The sequence below is a fragment of the Conexibacter arvalis genome (assembly GCF_014199525.1).
In the GTDB taxonomy this organism is placed as follows: domain Bacteria; phylum Actinomycetota; class Thermoleophilia; order Solirubrobacterales; family Solirubrobacteraceae; genus Conexibacter; species Conexibacter arvalis.
Map to the genome: position 1 here is coordinate 212,934 of NZ_JACHNU010000001.1, position 15,821 is coordinate 228,754.

General features: G+C 74.4%; 14 protein-coding genes. 2 read left to right on the forward strand and 12 right to left on the reverse strand.

Going from position 1 to position 15,821, the window contains the following annotated elements; all coding sequences use genetic code 11:
* Window positions 1–22 precede the first annotated feature (22 nt).
* Window positions 23–1,894, reverse strand: a complete 1,872-nt coding sequence (locus BDZ31_RS01010) for an ABC transporter transmembrane domain-containing protein (RefSeq protein WP_183338124.1) — start codon at window positions 1,892–1,894, stop codon at window positions 23–25.
* A gap of 57 nt (window positions 1,895–1,951) precedes the next feature.
* Between BDZ31_RS01010 and BDZ31_RS01015 the strand changes: the two genes are divergently transcribed.
* Entirely contained in the window at window positions 1,952–2,515 is a 564-nt protein-coding gene (locus BDZ31_RS01015) for a TetR/AcrR family transcriptional regulator (RefSeq protein ID WP_183338126.1), read from the forward strand.
* A 34-nt stretch (window positions 2,516–2,549) separates the two neighbouring features.
* On the opposite strand, the gene BDZ31_RS01020 is transcribed toward BDZ31_RS01015, so the two are convergent.
* On the reverse strand, window positions 2,550–4,091 hold the full coding sequence (locus tag BDZ31_RS01020) for an MFS transporter (protein WP_183338128.1): 1,542 nt from the start codon (window positions 4,089–4,091) through the stop codon (window positions 2,550–2,552).
* Window positions 4,092–4,220: 129 nt separating this feature from the next.
* Here BDZ31_RS01020 and BDZ31_RS01025 point away from each other — a divergent pair, with 129 nt between their 5' ends.
* Window positions 4,221–4,889, forward strand: coding sequence for a TetR/AcrR family transcriptional regulator C-terminal ligand-binding domain-containing protein (locus BDZ31_RS01025; RefSeq protein ID WP_183338131.1), 669 nt, complete (start codon window positions 4,221–4,223; stop codon window positions 4,887–4,889).
* An 81-nt stretch (window positions 4,890–4,970) separates the two neighbouring features.
* Here the strand turns inward: BDZ31_RS01025 and BDZ31_RS01030 are convergent, their stop codons facing one another.
* The 10 genes from BDZ31_RS01030 to BDZ31_RS01075 form a co-directional block, all read right to left on the reverse strand.
* On the reverse strand, window positions 4,971–5,792 hold the full coding sequence (locus tag BDZ31_RS01030) for a crotonase/enoyl-CoA hydratase family protein (RefSeq protein ID WP_183338132.1): 822 nt from the start codon (window positions 5,790–5,792) through the stop codon (window positions 4,971–4,973).
* Entirely contained in the window at window positions 5,789–6,550 is a 762-nt protein-coding gene (locus tag BDZ31_RS01035; protein WP_183338134.1) for an SDR family NAD(P)-dependent oxidoreductase, read from the reverse strand. Before BDZ31_RS01035 ends, BDZ31_RS01030 begins: the two co-directional genes overlap by 4 nt.
* Window positions 6,551–6,577: 27 nt before the next feature.
* Window positions 6,578–7,753 (reverse strand): acetyl-CoA C-acyltransferase, encoded by a 1,176-nt coding sequence (locus BDZ31_RS01040; protein WP_183338135.1) that lies wholly within the window; start codon window positions 7,751–7,753, stop codon window positions 6,578–6,580.
* A complete protein-coding gene (locus BDZ31_RS01045) occupies window positions 7,750–8,505 on the reverse strand; it encodes an ABC transporter ATP-binding protein (protein WP_183338137.1) in 756 nt (251 codons plus the stop codon). The genes BDZ31_RS01040 and BDZ31_RS01045 overlap by 4 nt, the downstream gene beginning before the upstream one ends.
* Window positions 8,502–10,346, reverse strand: coding sequence for an ABC transporter permease subunit (locus BDZ31_RS01050; protein WP_183338139.1), 1,845 nt, complete (start codon window positions 10,344–10,346; stop codon window positions 8,502–8,504). The genes BDZ31_RS01045 and BDZ31_RS01050 overlap by 4 nt, the downstream gene beginning before the upstream one ends.
* Complete coding sequence (locus BDZ31_RS01055; RefSeq protein WP_183338141.1) at window positions 10,343–11,206, reverse strand: branched-chain amino acid ABC transporter permease; 864 nt, start codon at window positions 11,204–11,206, stop codon at window positions 10,343–10,345. Before BDZ31_RS01055 ends, BDZ31_RS01050 begins: the two co-directional genes overlap by 4 nt.
* A gap of 9 nt (window positions 11,207–11,215) precedes the next feature.
* Window positions 11,216–12,421, reverse strand: a complete 1,206-nt coding sequence (locus BDZ31_RS01060) for an ABC transporter substrate-binding protein (RefSeq protein ID WP_183338143.1) — start codon at window positions 12,419–12,421, stop codon at window positions 11,216–11,218.
* Window positions 12,422–12,430: 9 nt separating this feature from the next.
* Window positions 12,431–13,348: an SDR family NAD(P)-dependent oxidoreductase gene (locus tag BDZ31_RS01065; RefSeq protein WP_183338145.1), complete on the reverse strand. Its 918-nt coding sequence runs from the start codon at window positions 13,346–13,348 to the stop codon at window positions 12,431–12,433.
* Window positions 13,345–14,964 (reverse strand): AMP-binding protein, encoded by a 1,620-nt coding sequence (locus BDZ31_RS01070; protein WP_183338147.1) that lies wholly within the window; start codon window positions 14,962–14,964, stop codon window positions 13,345–13,347. The genes BDZ31_RS01065 and BDZ31_RS01070 overlap by 4 nt, the downstream gene beginning before the upstream one ends.
* A 65-nt stretch (window positions 14,965–15,029) precedes the next feature.
* Window positions 15,030–15,821 (reverse strand): enoyl-CoA hydratase/isomerase family protein, encoded by a 792-nt coding sequence (locus tag BDZ31_RS01075; RefSeq protein WP_183338149.1) that lies wholly within the window; start codon window positions 15,819–15,821, stop codon window positions 15,030–15,032.

The following is a 15,821-nucleotide window of genomic DNA, read 5'->3' on the forward strand; positions in this document are numbered from 1 at the left end:
TCGCCTCCGCCGGACGGCGCGCTCAGGCGGAGGTGCTCGGCTGGGGCGCCGCGGTCGCGGAGATCCTCAGCGCCTCGACGAGGTCGCGGTAGAGCGCGTCGTCGGCGAGCAGCTCGTCGTGGGTGCCGCGGGCGCGGACGCGGCCCGCTTCGAGCACGACGATCTGGTCGGCGTCGACGACGGTCGAGAGCCGGTGGGCGATCGTGAGGACGGCGCCGTCGCGCGCGCGGGCGCGCAGGCAGCGGTGGATCGCCGACTCGGTCAGCGCGTCGACCTGGGCGGTCGCCTCGTCGAGCAGCAGCAGCGCGGGCGTGCGCAGGATCGCGCGCGCGAGCGCGATCCGCTGGCGCTGGCCGCCGGAGACCGACGTCGCCGACAGCTGCGTGTCGAGGCCGTCGGGCAGGTCGGCCAGCAGCCCGTCGAGCTGGACCTCCTCCAGCACAGCGCGCAGCTCTGCGTCGGTGGCGTCGGGATGGGTGAAGAGGAGGTTCTCGCGGATCGTGCCGGGGACGACCGGCGACTCCTGCTCGACGTAGGCGATCCGCTCGCGCACCTCGGCGTGGGTCAGGCGCGCGTAGGGGCGGCCGGAGAGCGCGATCTCGCCGGCCTGCGGCTCCAGGAAGCGGAGGATCAGCGACATCAGCGTCGTCTTGCCGGCGCCCGAGGGGCCGACGATCGCGACGTGGCCGCGTCGCGGCACGACGAGGTCGACGCCGTCGACCGCCGGGTCGAGCTCGGGGCCGTAGGCGGCGGTCACGCCGCGCAGCTCGAGCATCGGCGGCGCGCCGTCGCCGGCGGCGGACATGGCTGCGGCGGGCGCTACAGCGGCGGGTGCGGCAGCCGCGGGCGTGGCCGGGCCGACGGGCACGGCTGCGGCGGGCGCGATCGCCGGCGCCTGCCGCGCGCCCGGCGCCGGGTCGCCCTCCTCCGGCTCCAGCCGCTCCGTCTCGCGGATCCGCGCCGCCGCCGCGAAGCCGGCCTGCAGCGAGGTGACGTTCTGCGTCAGCTCCATGATCGGCCCCATCAGCCCGAAGGCGTAGAGCAGGAAGGCGATCAGCGTCGAGACCTCCATCGCGCCGTCGCTGACGCGCCAGGCGCCGAGGCCGAGGATCGTGATGATCGCGACCTGCAGCCCGGTGAAGGCGATCGTCCACGCGAGCGCCTCGCGGCGGACGGCCCTGATGCTGTGGGCGGCCGCCTCGTCGGCGTCGGTCCCGATCCGCGCGCCGATCCGCGTCTCGGCGCGGCTGGCCTTGACGGTGCGGATCGCGCGCAGCGTCCCCTCCAGCGTCCCGCCGAGGCGGCCGACGTGCTCCTGCGCTCTCTCCTGCGCTCTCGCGATCGCCGGCATCAGGCCGAGGAACAGCGCGGTGACGATCGCGAGCGCGAGCACGGTCGTGCCGAGCAGGACGAGGTCGAGCACGCCCATCAGGACGAGGCTGCCGACGAGCATCACGCTCCCGTTAACGAGGCCGATCACGCTCGAGGAGGCCGCCTCGCGCAGCAGCACGGTGTCGGAGGTGACGCGGGTGACCAGCTCCCCGGCCGGGCGCCCGGTGATCGCGGCGATGCGGGCGCGCAGGTAGCGGCCGACCATCGAGCGGCGGGCGTCGAGGACGATCCGCTCGCCGACCGTGCCGAGCAGCGTCCACTGGAAGTACCACGTCACGGCGCCGGCGAGCGTCAGTGCGGACAGCACCAGCACCGGGGCGAGCAGCGACTCCGACGTCGCCAGCGAGTCGAGGATCCACTTCGTGATCAGCGGGCTGGCGAGGCCGGCGGCGGAGCCGGCGATCGCGAGCGCCAGGCCGCCGGCGAGCGCCGCCTTGTGCGGGCGGGCGAAGCCCCAGAGGATCGCGAGGCGCGGGAAGCGGGACGGCCGTGGATCACTCACGTCTGAAAATGTAACACGGGTGTTTCGAAATAGAGGATCCGAGTATCGTTCTGCCCGATGAGCACGAGCGAGACAGGAGTCCGCGCCCGCACCCGCCAGGCGATCGTCGCCGCGGCGATCGACGTGCTCGCGGCCGACGGCGGCGCCTCGCTCGCCGACGTGGCGAGCGCCGCCGGCGTCAGCCGCACGACCGTCCACCGCTACTTCCCCGAGCGCTCCGACCTGCTGGCCGCCGTCGTCGAGGAGGCGATGGCGCGCGTCGAGACGGCGACCGAGCGCGCCCGCCTCGCCGAGGGCCCCGCCCCCGCCGCGCTCGAGCGCGCCTGCCGCGAGTACTTCGAGCTCGGCAGCGCGCTCACGCTCCTCTTCGGCGGCTCGATCGAGATCGCGGACGCGGACTGGGAGCGCTGCGCGACCAGCCCGGAGGACGACATCGGCGCGGTCGTCGCCCGCGGCCACGCCGACGGCACGATCGACCCCGAGCTCACCGGCGCGTGGGTCGAGAACCTCGTGTGGGCGCTGCTCTACAGCGCCTGGTCCCACCAGCGCGAGCACGACGTCCCGCGCCAGACCAGCCTCGACCTCTGCCTCCGCAGCCTCCGCAAGGCGATCGCCGCCTGACGGCGCGGGCGGCGTCGCCCCGCATGCCTGCCTGCTACCGCCCGATCGGCGGCACCTGCCGGAGCGTGGCGAGCACCAGCAGGGCGATCGCGACCGCGGCGACGGCGCTGAGCGCGGTGACGGCGTTCATCCCGGCGAGGAAGGCGTCGCGGCCGGCGGCGAGCAGCTCGGCGCCGACCGTCGCGGGCAGCTCCTCGGCGACCGCGAACGCGGCGGCGAAGCTGTCGCCCGCGCTCGCGGCCGCGTCGGACGGGACGCCGGCGGGCATCGCCTCCTCGATCCGGGCGCTGTAGATCGCGGTGCCGACGCTGCCGCCGACGGCGATCCCGCCGGCGGCGCCGAGCTCGTTGCCGGTCTCCGAGATCGCCGACGCCGACCCGGCCTCGTCGGCCGGCGCCGAGCCGACGATCATGTCGGTGCCGAGCGCGCCGAGCGGGTTGAGCCCGACGACGACGAGCACGCCGCCGACGATCAGCAGCGCCAGCCCCGACCCGGCGTCGAGCAGGCTCAGCGCCGCGAACGCGCACGCAGCGACGGCCATCCCCGCGGCGATCACCGACGCGGGCCGGAAGCGGCGCGCGAGCAGCGGGGCGGCGAGCGAGGCGACGACGGTCGCCGCGCCGAGCGGCAGGAACCACAGCCCGGCCTCCCCCGGCGACAGTCCCGCGATCAACTGCAGGTGCTGGGTGAAGTAGAAGGTGAACGAGTACATCAGCGGCATGCTCAGCATCAGCGCCAGCAGCGCGGCGGTGAAGCGGCGCCGCGCGAACAGCCGCAGGTCGAGCAGCGGGTCGGCGAGCGTCCGCTGGCGCCGCGCGAACAGGAGGCCGACGGCGACGCCGAGCGCGACCGCCAGCAGCGCGCCGGCACCGGGGCCGTCCTTGGCGATCTCCTTGACGCCGTGGACGAACGGCAGGATCGCGCCGAGCGACAGCGCGACGCTGGCCGGGTCGAGCCGTCCGGGCCGCGGGCTGCGGTGCTCGGGCAGCAGCAGCGGCGCGGTCGCGAGCAGGAGCGCCATCACCGGCAGCGCGAGCAGGAAGACCGAGCCCCACCAGAACCGCTCCAGCAGCAGACCGCCGATCGCCGGGCCGGTGATCCCGCCGATCGAGAAGGCGATCAGCCAGACGCCGATCGCCAGCGACCGCTGCTTGGGGTCGCCGAACATGCTGCGCAGCAGCGAGAGCGTCGACGGCATCAGCGTCGCGCCGGCGACGCCGAGGAGCGCGCGCGAGGCGATCAGCATCTCGGGGCTGACCGACCAGGCGGCGAGCGCCGAGGCGGCGCCGAAGGCGGCCGCGCCGATCATCAGCAGCCGGCGCCGGCCGATGCGGTCGCCGAGCGTGCCCATCGTGATCAGCAGGCCGGCGACCATGAAGCCGTAGACGTCGGTGATCCACAGCAGCTCGGTGTTGCTGGCGCCGAGGTCGGCGCCGAGATGGGGCACCGCCATGTAGAGCACCGTGAGGTCGAGGCCGAGCACGACCGTCGGGAGCACGAGCACGATCAGTCCCAGCCACTCCCTCAGCCCGGCGCGGGCGGGAGCGGCGTCAGCGTCGTCGGTCGTGGTCGCCATCGGTCCTCCTCGGTCGTTCGCGGCCGCCGCCCGACGGCGACCGCGTTGGTTTCAATCCGTTCCGATACGGAACAGAAGTCAATCACAGTTCCGTTCCGGTCCGCAACGAAACTTCGCTACGATGGCCGCGTGCCGACCGCTCGCGACAGCCGCGCCGCGATCGAGCGCGTGGGGCGCCCGCGCGACCCGGCGATCGACGCCGCCGTGCTGGAGGCGACCCTCGCCGCGCTCGCCGACGACGGCTACGGCGGCCTGCGGATGGAGGACGTCGCGCGGCGGGCCGGCACGACGAAGCCGGCGATCCGCCGCCGCTGGCCGGGCCGCCAGCAGCTCGTGCTCGCCGCGCTCGCCTCACGGCTCGGCACGCTCGCGGCGCCAGACACCGGCTGCACGCTCTGCGACCTCGACGAGAGCCTGAAGCTGTTCGCGGCCGCCTTCCGCCGGATGCCGCCCGGCGTGCTCGCGCCGCTGTTCGCCGACTGCGCCGCCGACCGCGCGCTGCGCGACGCCTTCATGGAGACGCTGTTCGAGCCGCCCCGGGCCGCCGTCGCGCAGACGCTCGAGCGCGCGTACGAGCGCGGCGACCTGCGCGAGGCGGCCGACCGCGACCTCGTCGTCGACCTGATCGCCTCGTTCGTCCACTACCGCGTCCTGTTCGGCCACGCCCCGATCGACGACCAGCAGACCGAGCGCACCGTCGAGACGCTGCTCCAGGGCCTCGCCGCCGACTACGACCGCCTGCTCGCGCACAGCCGCGCGAGCGACGCCGGCTCGGCGATGCACCACCTCCACGCCTGAGCGGCGAGCGGCGACGGGGCCGCGGTCACCCCGTGGCGCCCGCGGGAGGACGCGCCGCAGCGCCGGGTCGCCGCAGAGCGGCTACGCGCCGGTCCACCGCGGCGCGCGCTTCTCGGCGAAGGCCCGCGCGCCCTCGCGCGCGTCGTCGCTGGCCTGCAGCGCGTCGAAGGCGCGCGACACGCGCGCCCAGTCACCGCGGTCCCAGTCGCTGCCGTCGCCGGCCCAGCGGTGCGCGATCCGCTTGCTAGCGCGCACCGCGAGCGGTGCGTTGGCGGCGATCTCCCGCGCCAGCGCCAGCGCTGCGTCGAGCACCTCGGCCGCCGGCACGACGCGGTTGACGAGCCCCCACCGCAACGCCGTCTCGGCGTCGATCGGACCGCCGGCCAGCAGCGCCTCGGCGGCGACCTTCGGCGGCAGCTGGCGCGGCAGCCGCAGCAGCCCACCGGCGGCCGCGATCAGCCCGCGCCTCACCTCCGGCAGCCCGAGCGACGCCTCCTCCGACATGACGGCGAGGTCGCACGCGAGCACGATCTCGGTCCCGCCGCCGAGCGCGAAGCCGTTGACGGCGGCGATCAGCGGCGTCTCGACGAAATGCTCGGCGATGCCGGCGAAGCCCCACTCCGGATGCCCGGGCGCGTGGACGTCGCGGCCGGCCGCCAGCTCCTTGAGGTCGGCGCCGGCGCAGAAGGCCCGCCCGGCGCCGGTCACGACCCCGACGCGCAGCTCGGGATCGGCGTCGAGCTGCTCGAGCGCCTCGCCGACGGCCGCCGACAACTGCGCGTTGACGGCGTTGAGCGCGCGCGGCCGGTCGAGCGTGATCACGCCGACGCCGTCGCGGCGCTCCAATCGCGCCGCGGGCGCGTCGACGGCGTCGCCGCGCGGCGTCTCCACGGCCCGGCTCATCGCGCCGCCATCCGGATCGATCCGTCGAGGCGGATCGTCTCGCCGTTGAGCATCGGGTTGGCGACGATCGCCTCGACGAGCGCCGCGAACTCCTGCGGACGGCCGAGCCGGCTCGGATGCGGCACCTGCGCGCTGAGCGAGCGGATCGCCTCGTCGGAGAGCGTCGCGAACAGCGGCGTCTCGAACAGGCCGGGCGCGACCGTCACGACCCGGATCAGGTGCTCGGCCATCTCCCGCGCGATCGGCAGCGTCATCCCGGCGACGCCGCTCTTGGAGGCCGAGTAGGCGGCCTGGCCGACCTGGCCGTCGAAGGCCGCGACCGACGCGGTGTTGACGATCACGCCGCGCTCCTCGCCCAGCGGGGCGGTCGCGATCATCGCCGGCGCCGCCAGCCGGATCACGTTGAACGTCCCGATCAGGTTGATCTCGACGACGCGGCGGAACTCCTCCAGCGGCATCGGCCCGCGCTTGGAGACGACCCGTCTCGGCGGCCCGATGCCGGCGCAGTTGACGACCGCGCGCAGCGGGCCGAGCCCGGTCGCGGTCTCGACCGCCGCGGCGACCTGCGCCTCGTCGGTCACGTCGGCGGCCGCGAAGGCGACGCGCTCCCCGAGTCGCTCGGCGACCGCGGCGCCGTCCGAGGACGGGAGGTCGACGATCGTCACGCTCGCGCCCGCGGCGACGAGCCGCTCCACCGTCGCCAGCCCGAGGCCGGAGGCGCCGCCCGTCACGAGCGCGCCGTTGTCTGCGATCTGCACTGCTCTCCTGCCTTCTCTCGTGTCTCTCTAGATGCGCTCGACGATCGTGGCGTTCGCCATCCCGCCGCCTTCGCACATCGTCTGCAGCCCGTAGCGGGCGCCGGTCGCCTCCAAGTGGCCGACGAGCGTCGCCAGCAGCCGCGTCCCGGAAGCGCCCAGCGGATGGCCGAGCGCGATCGCGCCGCCGCGCGGGTTGACGCGCGCGAGGTCGGCGCCGGTCTCGCGCTGCCACATCAGGGGCACGGGCGCGAACGCCTCGTTGACCTCGAAGGCGTCGATCTCGCCGATCCCGAGGCCGGCGCGCGCGAGCGCCCGCTCGGTCGCGGGCACGACGCCGGTCAGCATCAGGAACGGGTCGCTGCCGACGACGGAGAAGGCGCGCACCCGCGCCCGCATCCGCAGGCCGAGCTCGCGCGCCTTCCGCTCGCTCACGATCAGCGCCGCCGACGCGCCGTCGGTCAGCGGCGACGAGTTGCCCGGCGTGATCCGCCACGCCGCCTCGGGGAAGCGGGCCGCGGCCTCGTCGGTGCGGAAGGCCGGCCGCAGCGCCGCCAGGCCCTCTGCGGTCGTCCCGGCGCGGACGGTCTCGTCGACGGTGAATGCGCGCCCGTCGAGCGCGACCGGGACCAGCTCGCCGTCGAAGCCGCCGGCCGCAGCGGTCGCCGCCGCGAGCTCGTGTGAGCGCGCCGAGAACTCGTCCAGCTCGCCCCGCTCCAGCCCCCAGCGCGCCGCGATCAGCTCGGCGGAGATGCCCTGCTGCACGAGGCCCTTGGGATAGCGCGCCGCCAACGGCGCCTGCGGCTCCGCCCCCTGCGCGTTGGAGAACATCGGCACCCGGCTCATCGACTCGACGCCGCATGCGATCGCGACGTCGTAGGCGCCGGCCATCACGCCCTGCGCGGCGAAGTGGACCGCCTGCTGGCTGGAGCCGCACTGGCGGTCGATCGTCGTCGCCGGGACCGACTCCGGGAAGCCGGCCGCCAGCAGCGCCGTGCGGCCGACGTTGAGCGCCTGCTCGCCGCTCTGCGACACGCAGCCGGCGATCACGTCGTCGACGAGCGCGGGGTCGACTCCCGTCCGTTCCACCAGCGCGGCGAGCACGGTCGCAAGCAGCGTCGCCGGATGAGTCTCCGACAGCGCCCCGCCGGGCTTCCCCTTTCCGGACGGCGTGCGGACGACGTCCACGATCACGGCAGCGTTCACTGATCCTCCTGTGCGGTTCCGAGATATGCCTCTCTGACGGCCGGCTGGTCGAGCACCGACGGCGGGCCGTCGGCGAGCTTGACGCCGTAATCGAGCACCACCACGCGCGCGCAGAGCCTGCGCACCCAGTCGACGTCGTGCTCGACCATCAGCACCGCGACGCCGGAGGCCGGCAGGCCGGCGAGCAGCTCCGCCATCGCCCCGCGCTCCGCGCTCGAGAGGCCGGAGAGCGGCTCGTCGAGCAGCAGCAGCCGCGGTCTCATCAGCAGCGCGCGGGCGAGGTCGACGCGGCGGCGGACGCCGAACGGCAGGTCCGCGACCGGGTGGTGGCGCAGGTCGGCGAGGCCGACGTCCGCGAGCGCCTGCTCGGCCAGCTCGCGCACCTGCGCGCGCCGCCGCGGCGCGAGCCAGCCGAGCCACGGCGCCCACGCGAAGCCGCCGAGCAGCACGTTGTCCAGGCAGGTGAGGCCGTCGAGCAGCTGCGCCTGCTGGAAGGTGCGGCCGATGCCGCGCGCCGCACGACGGTGCGACGGCAGCGGCAGCACGTCGCGGCCGTCGTGCACGACCTCCCCGGCGCTCGCGCGCACGAGGCCCGAAATCGCGTTGATGAGCGTCGTCTTGCCGGCCCCGTTGGGGCCGACGAGGCCGACGAAGCCCTCCGGCGGCACCTCCAGACCGACGTCGGCGAGCACCGGCGCGCCGCCGAACGAGACGGTCACGCCGGAGACGCGCAGCAGCACGTCGTCGGTCATCGCACGACCTCCCCGCCGCCGATCAGGGCGGCCTCGCTCGCATCGGTCCACTGGTCGGCCGCCAGGTCGGCGACGACCGCGCCGTGGCGCAGCATCACGACCCGGTCGGCGACCGGCAGCGCGGCGCGGACAGCCTGCTCGACCATGAGCACCGTCACGCCGAACTCGCCGCGGATCGTCGCGACCTTTTCGAGCAGGTCGCGCACGATCGCCGGCGCGAGCCCGAGCGACAGCTCGTCGATCACGAGCAACCGCGGCTGCGTCAGCAGCGCCCGGCCGATCGCGAGCATCTGCTTCTCGCCGCCGCTGAGCAGCGCGGCGTCGGTGCGGGCGACCGCGGCCAGCCGCGGCAGCAACTCGAGCACGTCGTCGCGGGTGACGAACCGGTCGGCGCCGGCTGCGATCCGGCGCGGCACGACATCGAGGTTCTCCGCGGCGGTGAGGCCCGGGAAGACCTTCGTCCGCTCCGGCACGAGCGCGATGCCCGCGGCCGTCAGCTCGTCGGGCGAGCGCCGCAGCAGCGTCTCGCCGCGGTAGCGGTCCAGCTCCGCCGAGGTCGCGATCTTCTCGCTCGTGAGCGTGCCGGTGAGCGCGCGCAGCAGCGTCGTCTTGCCGGCGCCGTTGGCGCCGACGACGAGCGTCGCCGACCCCTTCGGGCAGCGCAGGTCGACGTCGCGGACGGCGGTCACTCCGTTCGGGTAGGTGACGGTCAGTCCCGTCACCTGGAGCAGCGGGTCGTCTCCTCCCGAGCCGGCCGTGGCCGCGGACGAGACCGTCGCGGGCGCCGCCGCCGGCCGGGACACCGCGGCCGGCTCGCGCACGACCGCGACGTCGGCCGGGGCCTCCGCCGTCGGCTTGCCGCCCCGCCGGCCGATCCGCGCGATCGCCGCGCCCACCCTCGCCGGCAGCGAGATCAGCCCGCCCGGCAGCCACAGCAGGCAGCCGATGATGACCGCGCCGGTCACGATCAGCGTGAGGTCGGAGGTGCGGGCGCTCAGCGCGGTGCCGCCGATCGCCCGCAGCCCGTCGTCGAGCAGGAACGGCAGCGCGGTGATCAGCAGCGCGCCGAGCGCCACCCCGATCGCCGACCCGAGCCCGCCGACGACGACCATCGCGAGGTACTCGATCGCGATCAGCAGCGTGTAGTTCTCGACGTGGACGGTGCCGACGTAGTAGGCCATCAGCGCGCCCTCCAGCCCGATGATCCCCGACGAGATCGCGAACGCCGCGGTCTTCATCCAGCGCGTGGAGACGCCGAAGACCGGGGCGATCTGCTCGTGGTCGCGAACCGTCTGGGCCGCCCGCCCGAGCGAGCTGCGCGTGACGAGGTGGAAGAGGAGCGTCACGATCGCCGCGAGCGGCAGCAGCAGCCAGTACCACGCGACGTCGCTGTCAAGCGAGACGCCGAGCAGCTCGGGGTAGGGCATCCGGAAGCCGCTCGCGCCGACCTCGTGGTTCTGCACCTCCGCGGCGACGTAGAGCACCGCGTAGGTGAGCGCGATCGTGCTGACCGCGAGGTAGAAGCCACGCAGCCGGAAGGCCGGGATGCTCGCGACGGCGCCGACGACCCCGGCCGCCAGCAGCGCGCCCGCGCACGCGAGGACGAAGCCCGTCTCCGCCTGCTCGTCGAGCAGCGCGGCGGTGAACCCGCCGATCGCGAGGAAGGCGGCATTGCCGATGCTGACCTGGCCCACCAGGCCGACCATCACGTTCAGCGCCTGCGCGCCGAGCACCGCGAACAGCGCCAGCACGACGATGCTCAGCCAGCGGTCGCTGCCGGCGAAGGGCAGCGCCAGCAGGACGGCCGCGAACGCCGCCAGGGAGACCCGTCGCACCGTCATGCCCGTTGCACCGTCTGGGTCCCGAACAGGCCGCTCGGCCGGATCGTGAGCGTGAGCAGGACGAGCGCGAACAGCGCGACGGTCGCCGCCTGGCCGCCGAGCAGCTGTGCGGCGACCTGGAGCGTGAGCGCGGCCAGCGCAGCCCCGGCGAAGACGCCACCGAGGCTGTCGAGCCCGCCGATCACGGCCGGCGACAGCGCGCCGAGCCCGATCATGATCAGCGTCGAGCTGGCGCCGAGCCGGTAGCCGTAGCCCATCGCAGCGATCGCCGCGATCACCGCGCCGCTGCAGAAGGCGACGAGGAAGATCCGCTCGACCCGCAGCCCGGTCTGGCTCGCCAGCAGCGGGTCGGCGCTGGCCGCGCGGATCGCGAGGCCGGCGCGCGTCCACTTCTGCCACGACAGCGTCGCCGCCATCGCGGCCAGCGCGAGCCCGACCAGCGCCAGCTCGAGCACGGTCAGGCGCGCTCCGCCGATCGAGAGGTAGGACTCGGGGAGCGGGGAGGCGAGCTGGTAGCTGCCCGACCCCCACACCCACGAGAAGACGCCCTCGAGCGCGATCCCGAGCCCGAGCGTGACCACCGCGGCGGCCCACAGCGACCGCCGCTTGACCGACTGGCGCAGCAGCACGCCGAGCGCGACGCCGAGCGGCACCTGGATCGCGAGCACGCACAGCAGCACGACCCACGAGCTGCCGATCACCGTCTGGAGGCTGTACGCGACGTAGACGGTGAGCAGCATCAGGTGGCCCTGCGCGAGGTTGAACACGCCGGTCGTCTTGAACACCAGGACGAAGGCGAGCCCCGCCAGCGAGAACAGGCTCCAGTCGCGCAGCGAGCCCACGAGGACGTCGAGGACCATCGTCGTCTCCTAGTCGACGTCGAACCAGTCGGTGACGGGTCTCGTCGCGTAGCCGCCGCGCGGGTCGAAGTGCATCCAGCGCGCGGACGTGAACGCGACCCTGCTGCCGCCCGCGAAGCCGAACTGGCCGTGGCTGAAGCCCCTCACCTCGGTGTCGGTCTCGCGCAGCGCCGCGGCGAACGCGGCGCCGTCGCAGTCGCCCTCGCAGCGCTCGAGCGCGGCCGCGATCAGCGCGCCGGCGGCGTAGCCGAAGCCGAAGTACGGCTTGTCCTGCGCGCCTCCGGCGCCGGCTCTCGCGGCCGCGAGAGCGATCGATCTCACGCCGGGGTCGTTGCTCGCCGGCGAGACGAACAGCTGCGGGTAGTAGTAGTTCGGCAGCCTCAGCGCCGCGCCCTGGACCTCGTCGGTGTAGTAGGGCGCGAGGATCGGCACGTCGGTCATGCCCTGCGCTCTGTACGCGGCCGCGATGATCGGCAGCGACGGCGTCCACTGGACGATCGCGTCCGGTCTCTGCCGCGCGATCGGCGCGAGGCTGGGGTTGACGTCGGTCAGCGTCGCGGGCAGGAACGCCTCGCCGACGACGCTCCATGCGCCGCTCTCCTTGCCGTGTTCGGCGATCAGGCGCGCCGCCTCTCTGCTGGCCGGGGTCTCGGAGCCGACGAACGCGAGCTTCGCGCCGTCGCCGAGCTCCCGGCTCTCGACGAACTCGGCGACGGCCTGCACGTACTGCTCCGGCGTCCAGCCGGTCGTGAAGCTGTACGGGCTCGCCATCAGCGTCTCCGTCACGAGCCCATAGCCGAGCAGCGCGACCTCGTTGCGGTCGGTGTCGCGCACGAGCGCCTCGCCGGTGGTGCTGATCGGCATGCCGGCGACGACCCCGACGCCGTCGCGCACGAGCTGGCGGTACTGCGTGGCGGCCGTGTCCGGCTTCGCCTGGTCGTCGAGCACGACCAGCTCTATCTTGCGGCCGTTCGCGCCGCCGTCGGCGTTGACGCCGTCGAGGTACGTTCTCAGCCCGGCGAGGTCGCCCTCGGTCAGGTACGCGAGCGGGCCGGCGATCGGCCCAAGGTACCCGACCTTGAAGGTGCCGCCGCCGCTGCCGCTGCCGGCGGTCGTCGCGCCGTCGCCGTCGTCGCTGCTGCCGCACGCGGCGAGCAGCAACGCCGCGGCGAGCGCCGCGAGCGCCAGCGCGATCCTGGTCTGCACTCTCCTCATCTCTCCTCCTCAGGAGCCACTCGTTCTGCGGACGAGCAGATCGCGATAGGCGCGCATCTCGTCCGCGGTGTCGACCGGCACGAAGAAGCCCTCCGTGTCGGTCACGTCGTCCAGCTGCGCGAGCACGCGCTCGGCGGTCGGCTCCACGTCGGAGACGCCGGGCGTCTCTCCCACGAAGACGCGGGCGATCCGCCCGCCGCCGACCGAGAACGTCTCGCCGCTGAGCGGGCAGTCGTCGTGCAGCAGCGCGGCGACCGCCGGCGCCACCTTGGCGGCCGGGAAGTGCCGCTCCATCCACGCGACCACCCGCGGGTCGGGGTACCACGCGGTCAGCCGCGAGTGCGCGACCGGCGAGATCGCGTTGACGCGGATGCCGTGCGGGCGCCCCTCGATCGCGAGGCCGCGCGTGAGCCCCACGATCCCCATCTTCGCCGCGCCGTAGGCGAAGAAGTCGAGGCCGTGCGGGCCGTCGACCGTCAGGCCGAAGAGGCCGGCGGCCGAGGTCGTGTTGACGATCCGGCCGCCGCCCTGCGCGACCATCAGCGGCCACGCCGCGCGGCAGACGTAGAAGGTGCCGGAGAGGTGGACGTCGACCATCGTCGGCCAGTCGCCGAGCGTGATCCCCGCGTTGTTGACGACCATGTCGAGGCGGCCGAAGGCGCTGACGGCGGCGGCGACGATCGCGGCCGCGCCCTCCGGCGTCGCGACGCTGTCGAGGTTGGCGATCGCCCTCCCGCCGGCGGCGCGGATCGCCGCGGCGACCTCGTGCGCGGGCTCCGCGTCGGCGCCGCTGCCGTCGGCTCCGCCGCCGAGGTCGTTGACGACGACCGCCGCGCCGCGCGCGGCCAGCTCGAGCGCGTGCTCGCGGCCGATCCCGCGGCCGGCCCCGGTGACGAGCGCGACCCTCCCGTCGAAGCGGACGGTCATCTCCCCTCCCGCGTCTCGACGCCGGAGCGGCGCACGACGATGCCGGCCGCCTCGCGGTCCCACGTGTCGGGGGTGATCGCCGCGTCGCGCAGCTCGTGCTTGCGGACCTTGTTGGTCGGCGTCTTCGGCAGCTCGCCGAGCACGCGCACGTAGCGCGGCACCATGAAGTGCGGCAGGCGCGGGACGAGGAAGCGCAGCAGCTCCTCGGGGTCGACGGTCATCCCGGGCGCGCAGGCGACGACGGCGAGCACGTCGTCCTCGCCGTGCGGGCTGGGGACGCCGACGACCGCCGCCTCCTGCACGGCGGGATGGGCCAGCACCTCGGCCTCGACCTCGAACGACGAGATGTTCTCTCCGCGCCGCCGCAGCGCGTCCTTCATGCGGTCGACGAAGTACCAGTTGCCCTCGGCGTCGACGCGGAAGGCGTCGCCGGTGTGGAACCAGCCGTTGCGCCACGCGCGCGCGGTCGCCTCCGGGTTGCGCCAGTAGCCGAGCGTCAGCGTCCACGGCATCTCGGTGCGCACGATCAGCTCGCCGACCTCGCCGGGCGCGACCTCGACGTCGTGGTCGTCGACGAGCCGCACCTCGACGCCGTCGCGCGGTCTGCCGCACGAGCCGGTCGCCGTCGGGTTGCGGGCGGAGATCAGCGGGCAGCTGACCTCCGTCATGTTGAAGCCGGTGTAGACGTCGCAGGCGAACCGCTCGCCGAACCGCAGCGCGTCCTCGACGAGCGGGATCATGAAGACCAGCCGCAGCGGGTTGTCGGGATCGTCGGCCTCCTGCTCGCGCGCGAGCAGGAAGTTGGCCATCACGCCCAGCAGGGTGCAGACGGTGACCCTGTCGCGGCGGATCACCTCCCAGAAGCGGGAGGTGTCGAAGCGGTCGACGATCGCGACCGAGCCGCCGTCGAGCCACAGGCAGCCGACGACGCCGATCGTGCCGCCGGCGTGGAACATCGGCAGGTTGACGAGGTAGCGGTCGCCGGCCGAGAACAGCTCCGAGAAGGTCAGCGCGCCGGTCGCCCACACGTGCAGATAGGTGCAGACGACGCCCTTCGACGGGCCGGTCGTGCCGGAGGTGTAGATGATCGCGTACGGGTCCCACGGCTGGGCGGGGCTGTCGAGCAGGTCGTCGGTGACCGGGTGGATGCGCAGCGCGGCGCCGTCCCAGCTCTCGACCGACGCAGGCGCCTCGCCCGCGCCGCCGACCACGACCACGTGCTCGAGGGCGCCGAGCGCGACCTCGTGCAGGCGCGGCAGCAGGTCGGCGTGGACGATCGCGACGCGCGCGTCGGCGTCCCGCAGGACGTGCTCGAGCATCCGCCCGCGGTATGCGGTGTTGACCGGCACGTAGACCGCGCCGAGCTGGTTGACGCCAAACCAGGTGCGCAGCGCGTCCTGCCCGTTCGGGAGCCACGAGACGACGGCGTCGCCGGCCGCGACGCCGAGCGCCCGCAGGCCCGCGGCGACCGCGAGCGCCTCGTCGCGCGTCCGTCTTGTCGTCCACTGCGTCCCGTCGTCGAAGACCGCGAACACCTCGTTCGGGTCCGCCGCCACCCGCCGGGCGAGCATGTGCGGGATGACGCACCGCTCCCGGGCGGGAATCTGCACCTGCATCGCGCTCCTTCTCTCCTCTCGCGCCGTGCCGCCGCGCGGGCGGCCGGCCTTCTCCGAGGGCCGCCTCAGCGGCCCGTGAACCGGGGCGGGCGGCCTTCCGCGAAGGCGCGCACGCCCTCCGCCCCGTCCTCGATCTCCGTCACCGTCGCGCGGTGAGCGTCGTCCTGCATCCGCAGCCCGACGGCGGGGCTCTCGCCCCACGTCCGCAGCAGCAGCTGCTTGTAGAAACCGATCGCCTTCGTCGCCGATGCGGCGAGCTGCGCGGCGAGCTCGTCGACGCGTGCGTCGAGAGCGTCGTCGGCGAGCACCTCGTGCACGAGCCCGATCCGCAGCGCCTCCGCGCTGCAGACGAGCCGGCCGGTCATGTAGATCTCGGCCGCGCGCGCCGGGCCGACGACGCGCGGCAGCGCGATCGCGTTGCCGACCTGGCCGATCCGCACGAGGCGGCTGCCGATCCGCGCCCGCTCGGCGGCGAGGCGGATGTCGGCGGCGCAGGCGATCTCCGTGCCCGCGCCGGCGCAGACGCCGCCGAGCGCGGCGAGGACCGGCTTCGGGCACTGGTAGATCGCGTGCACGATGCGCGTGTAGATCGTGTCGCGCGTGCCGTGGAAGAACGGCGCGTCGCGGTACTCGCCGTCGAGCGACCGCTCCAGCGACGAGAGGTCGTCGCCGGCGCAGAAGGCGCCGTCGGCGCCGGCGAGCACGACGACCCGCACCTCGGGGTCGTCGGTCGCGCGGTCGAGCGCGCCGAGCAGCGCCATCCCGAGCGCGTGGTCGATCGCGTTCAACCGCTCGGGGCGGTTGAGCGTCAGCCGGAGCTCGCCGCCGCGACGCTCCTCGATCAGCACCTCGTCCAT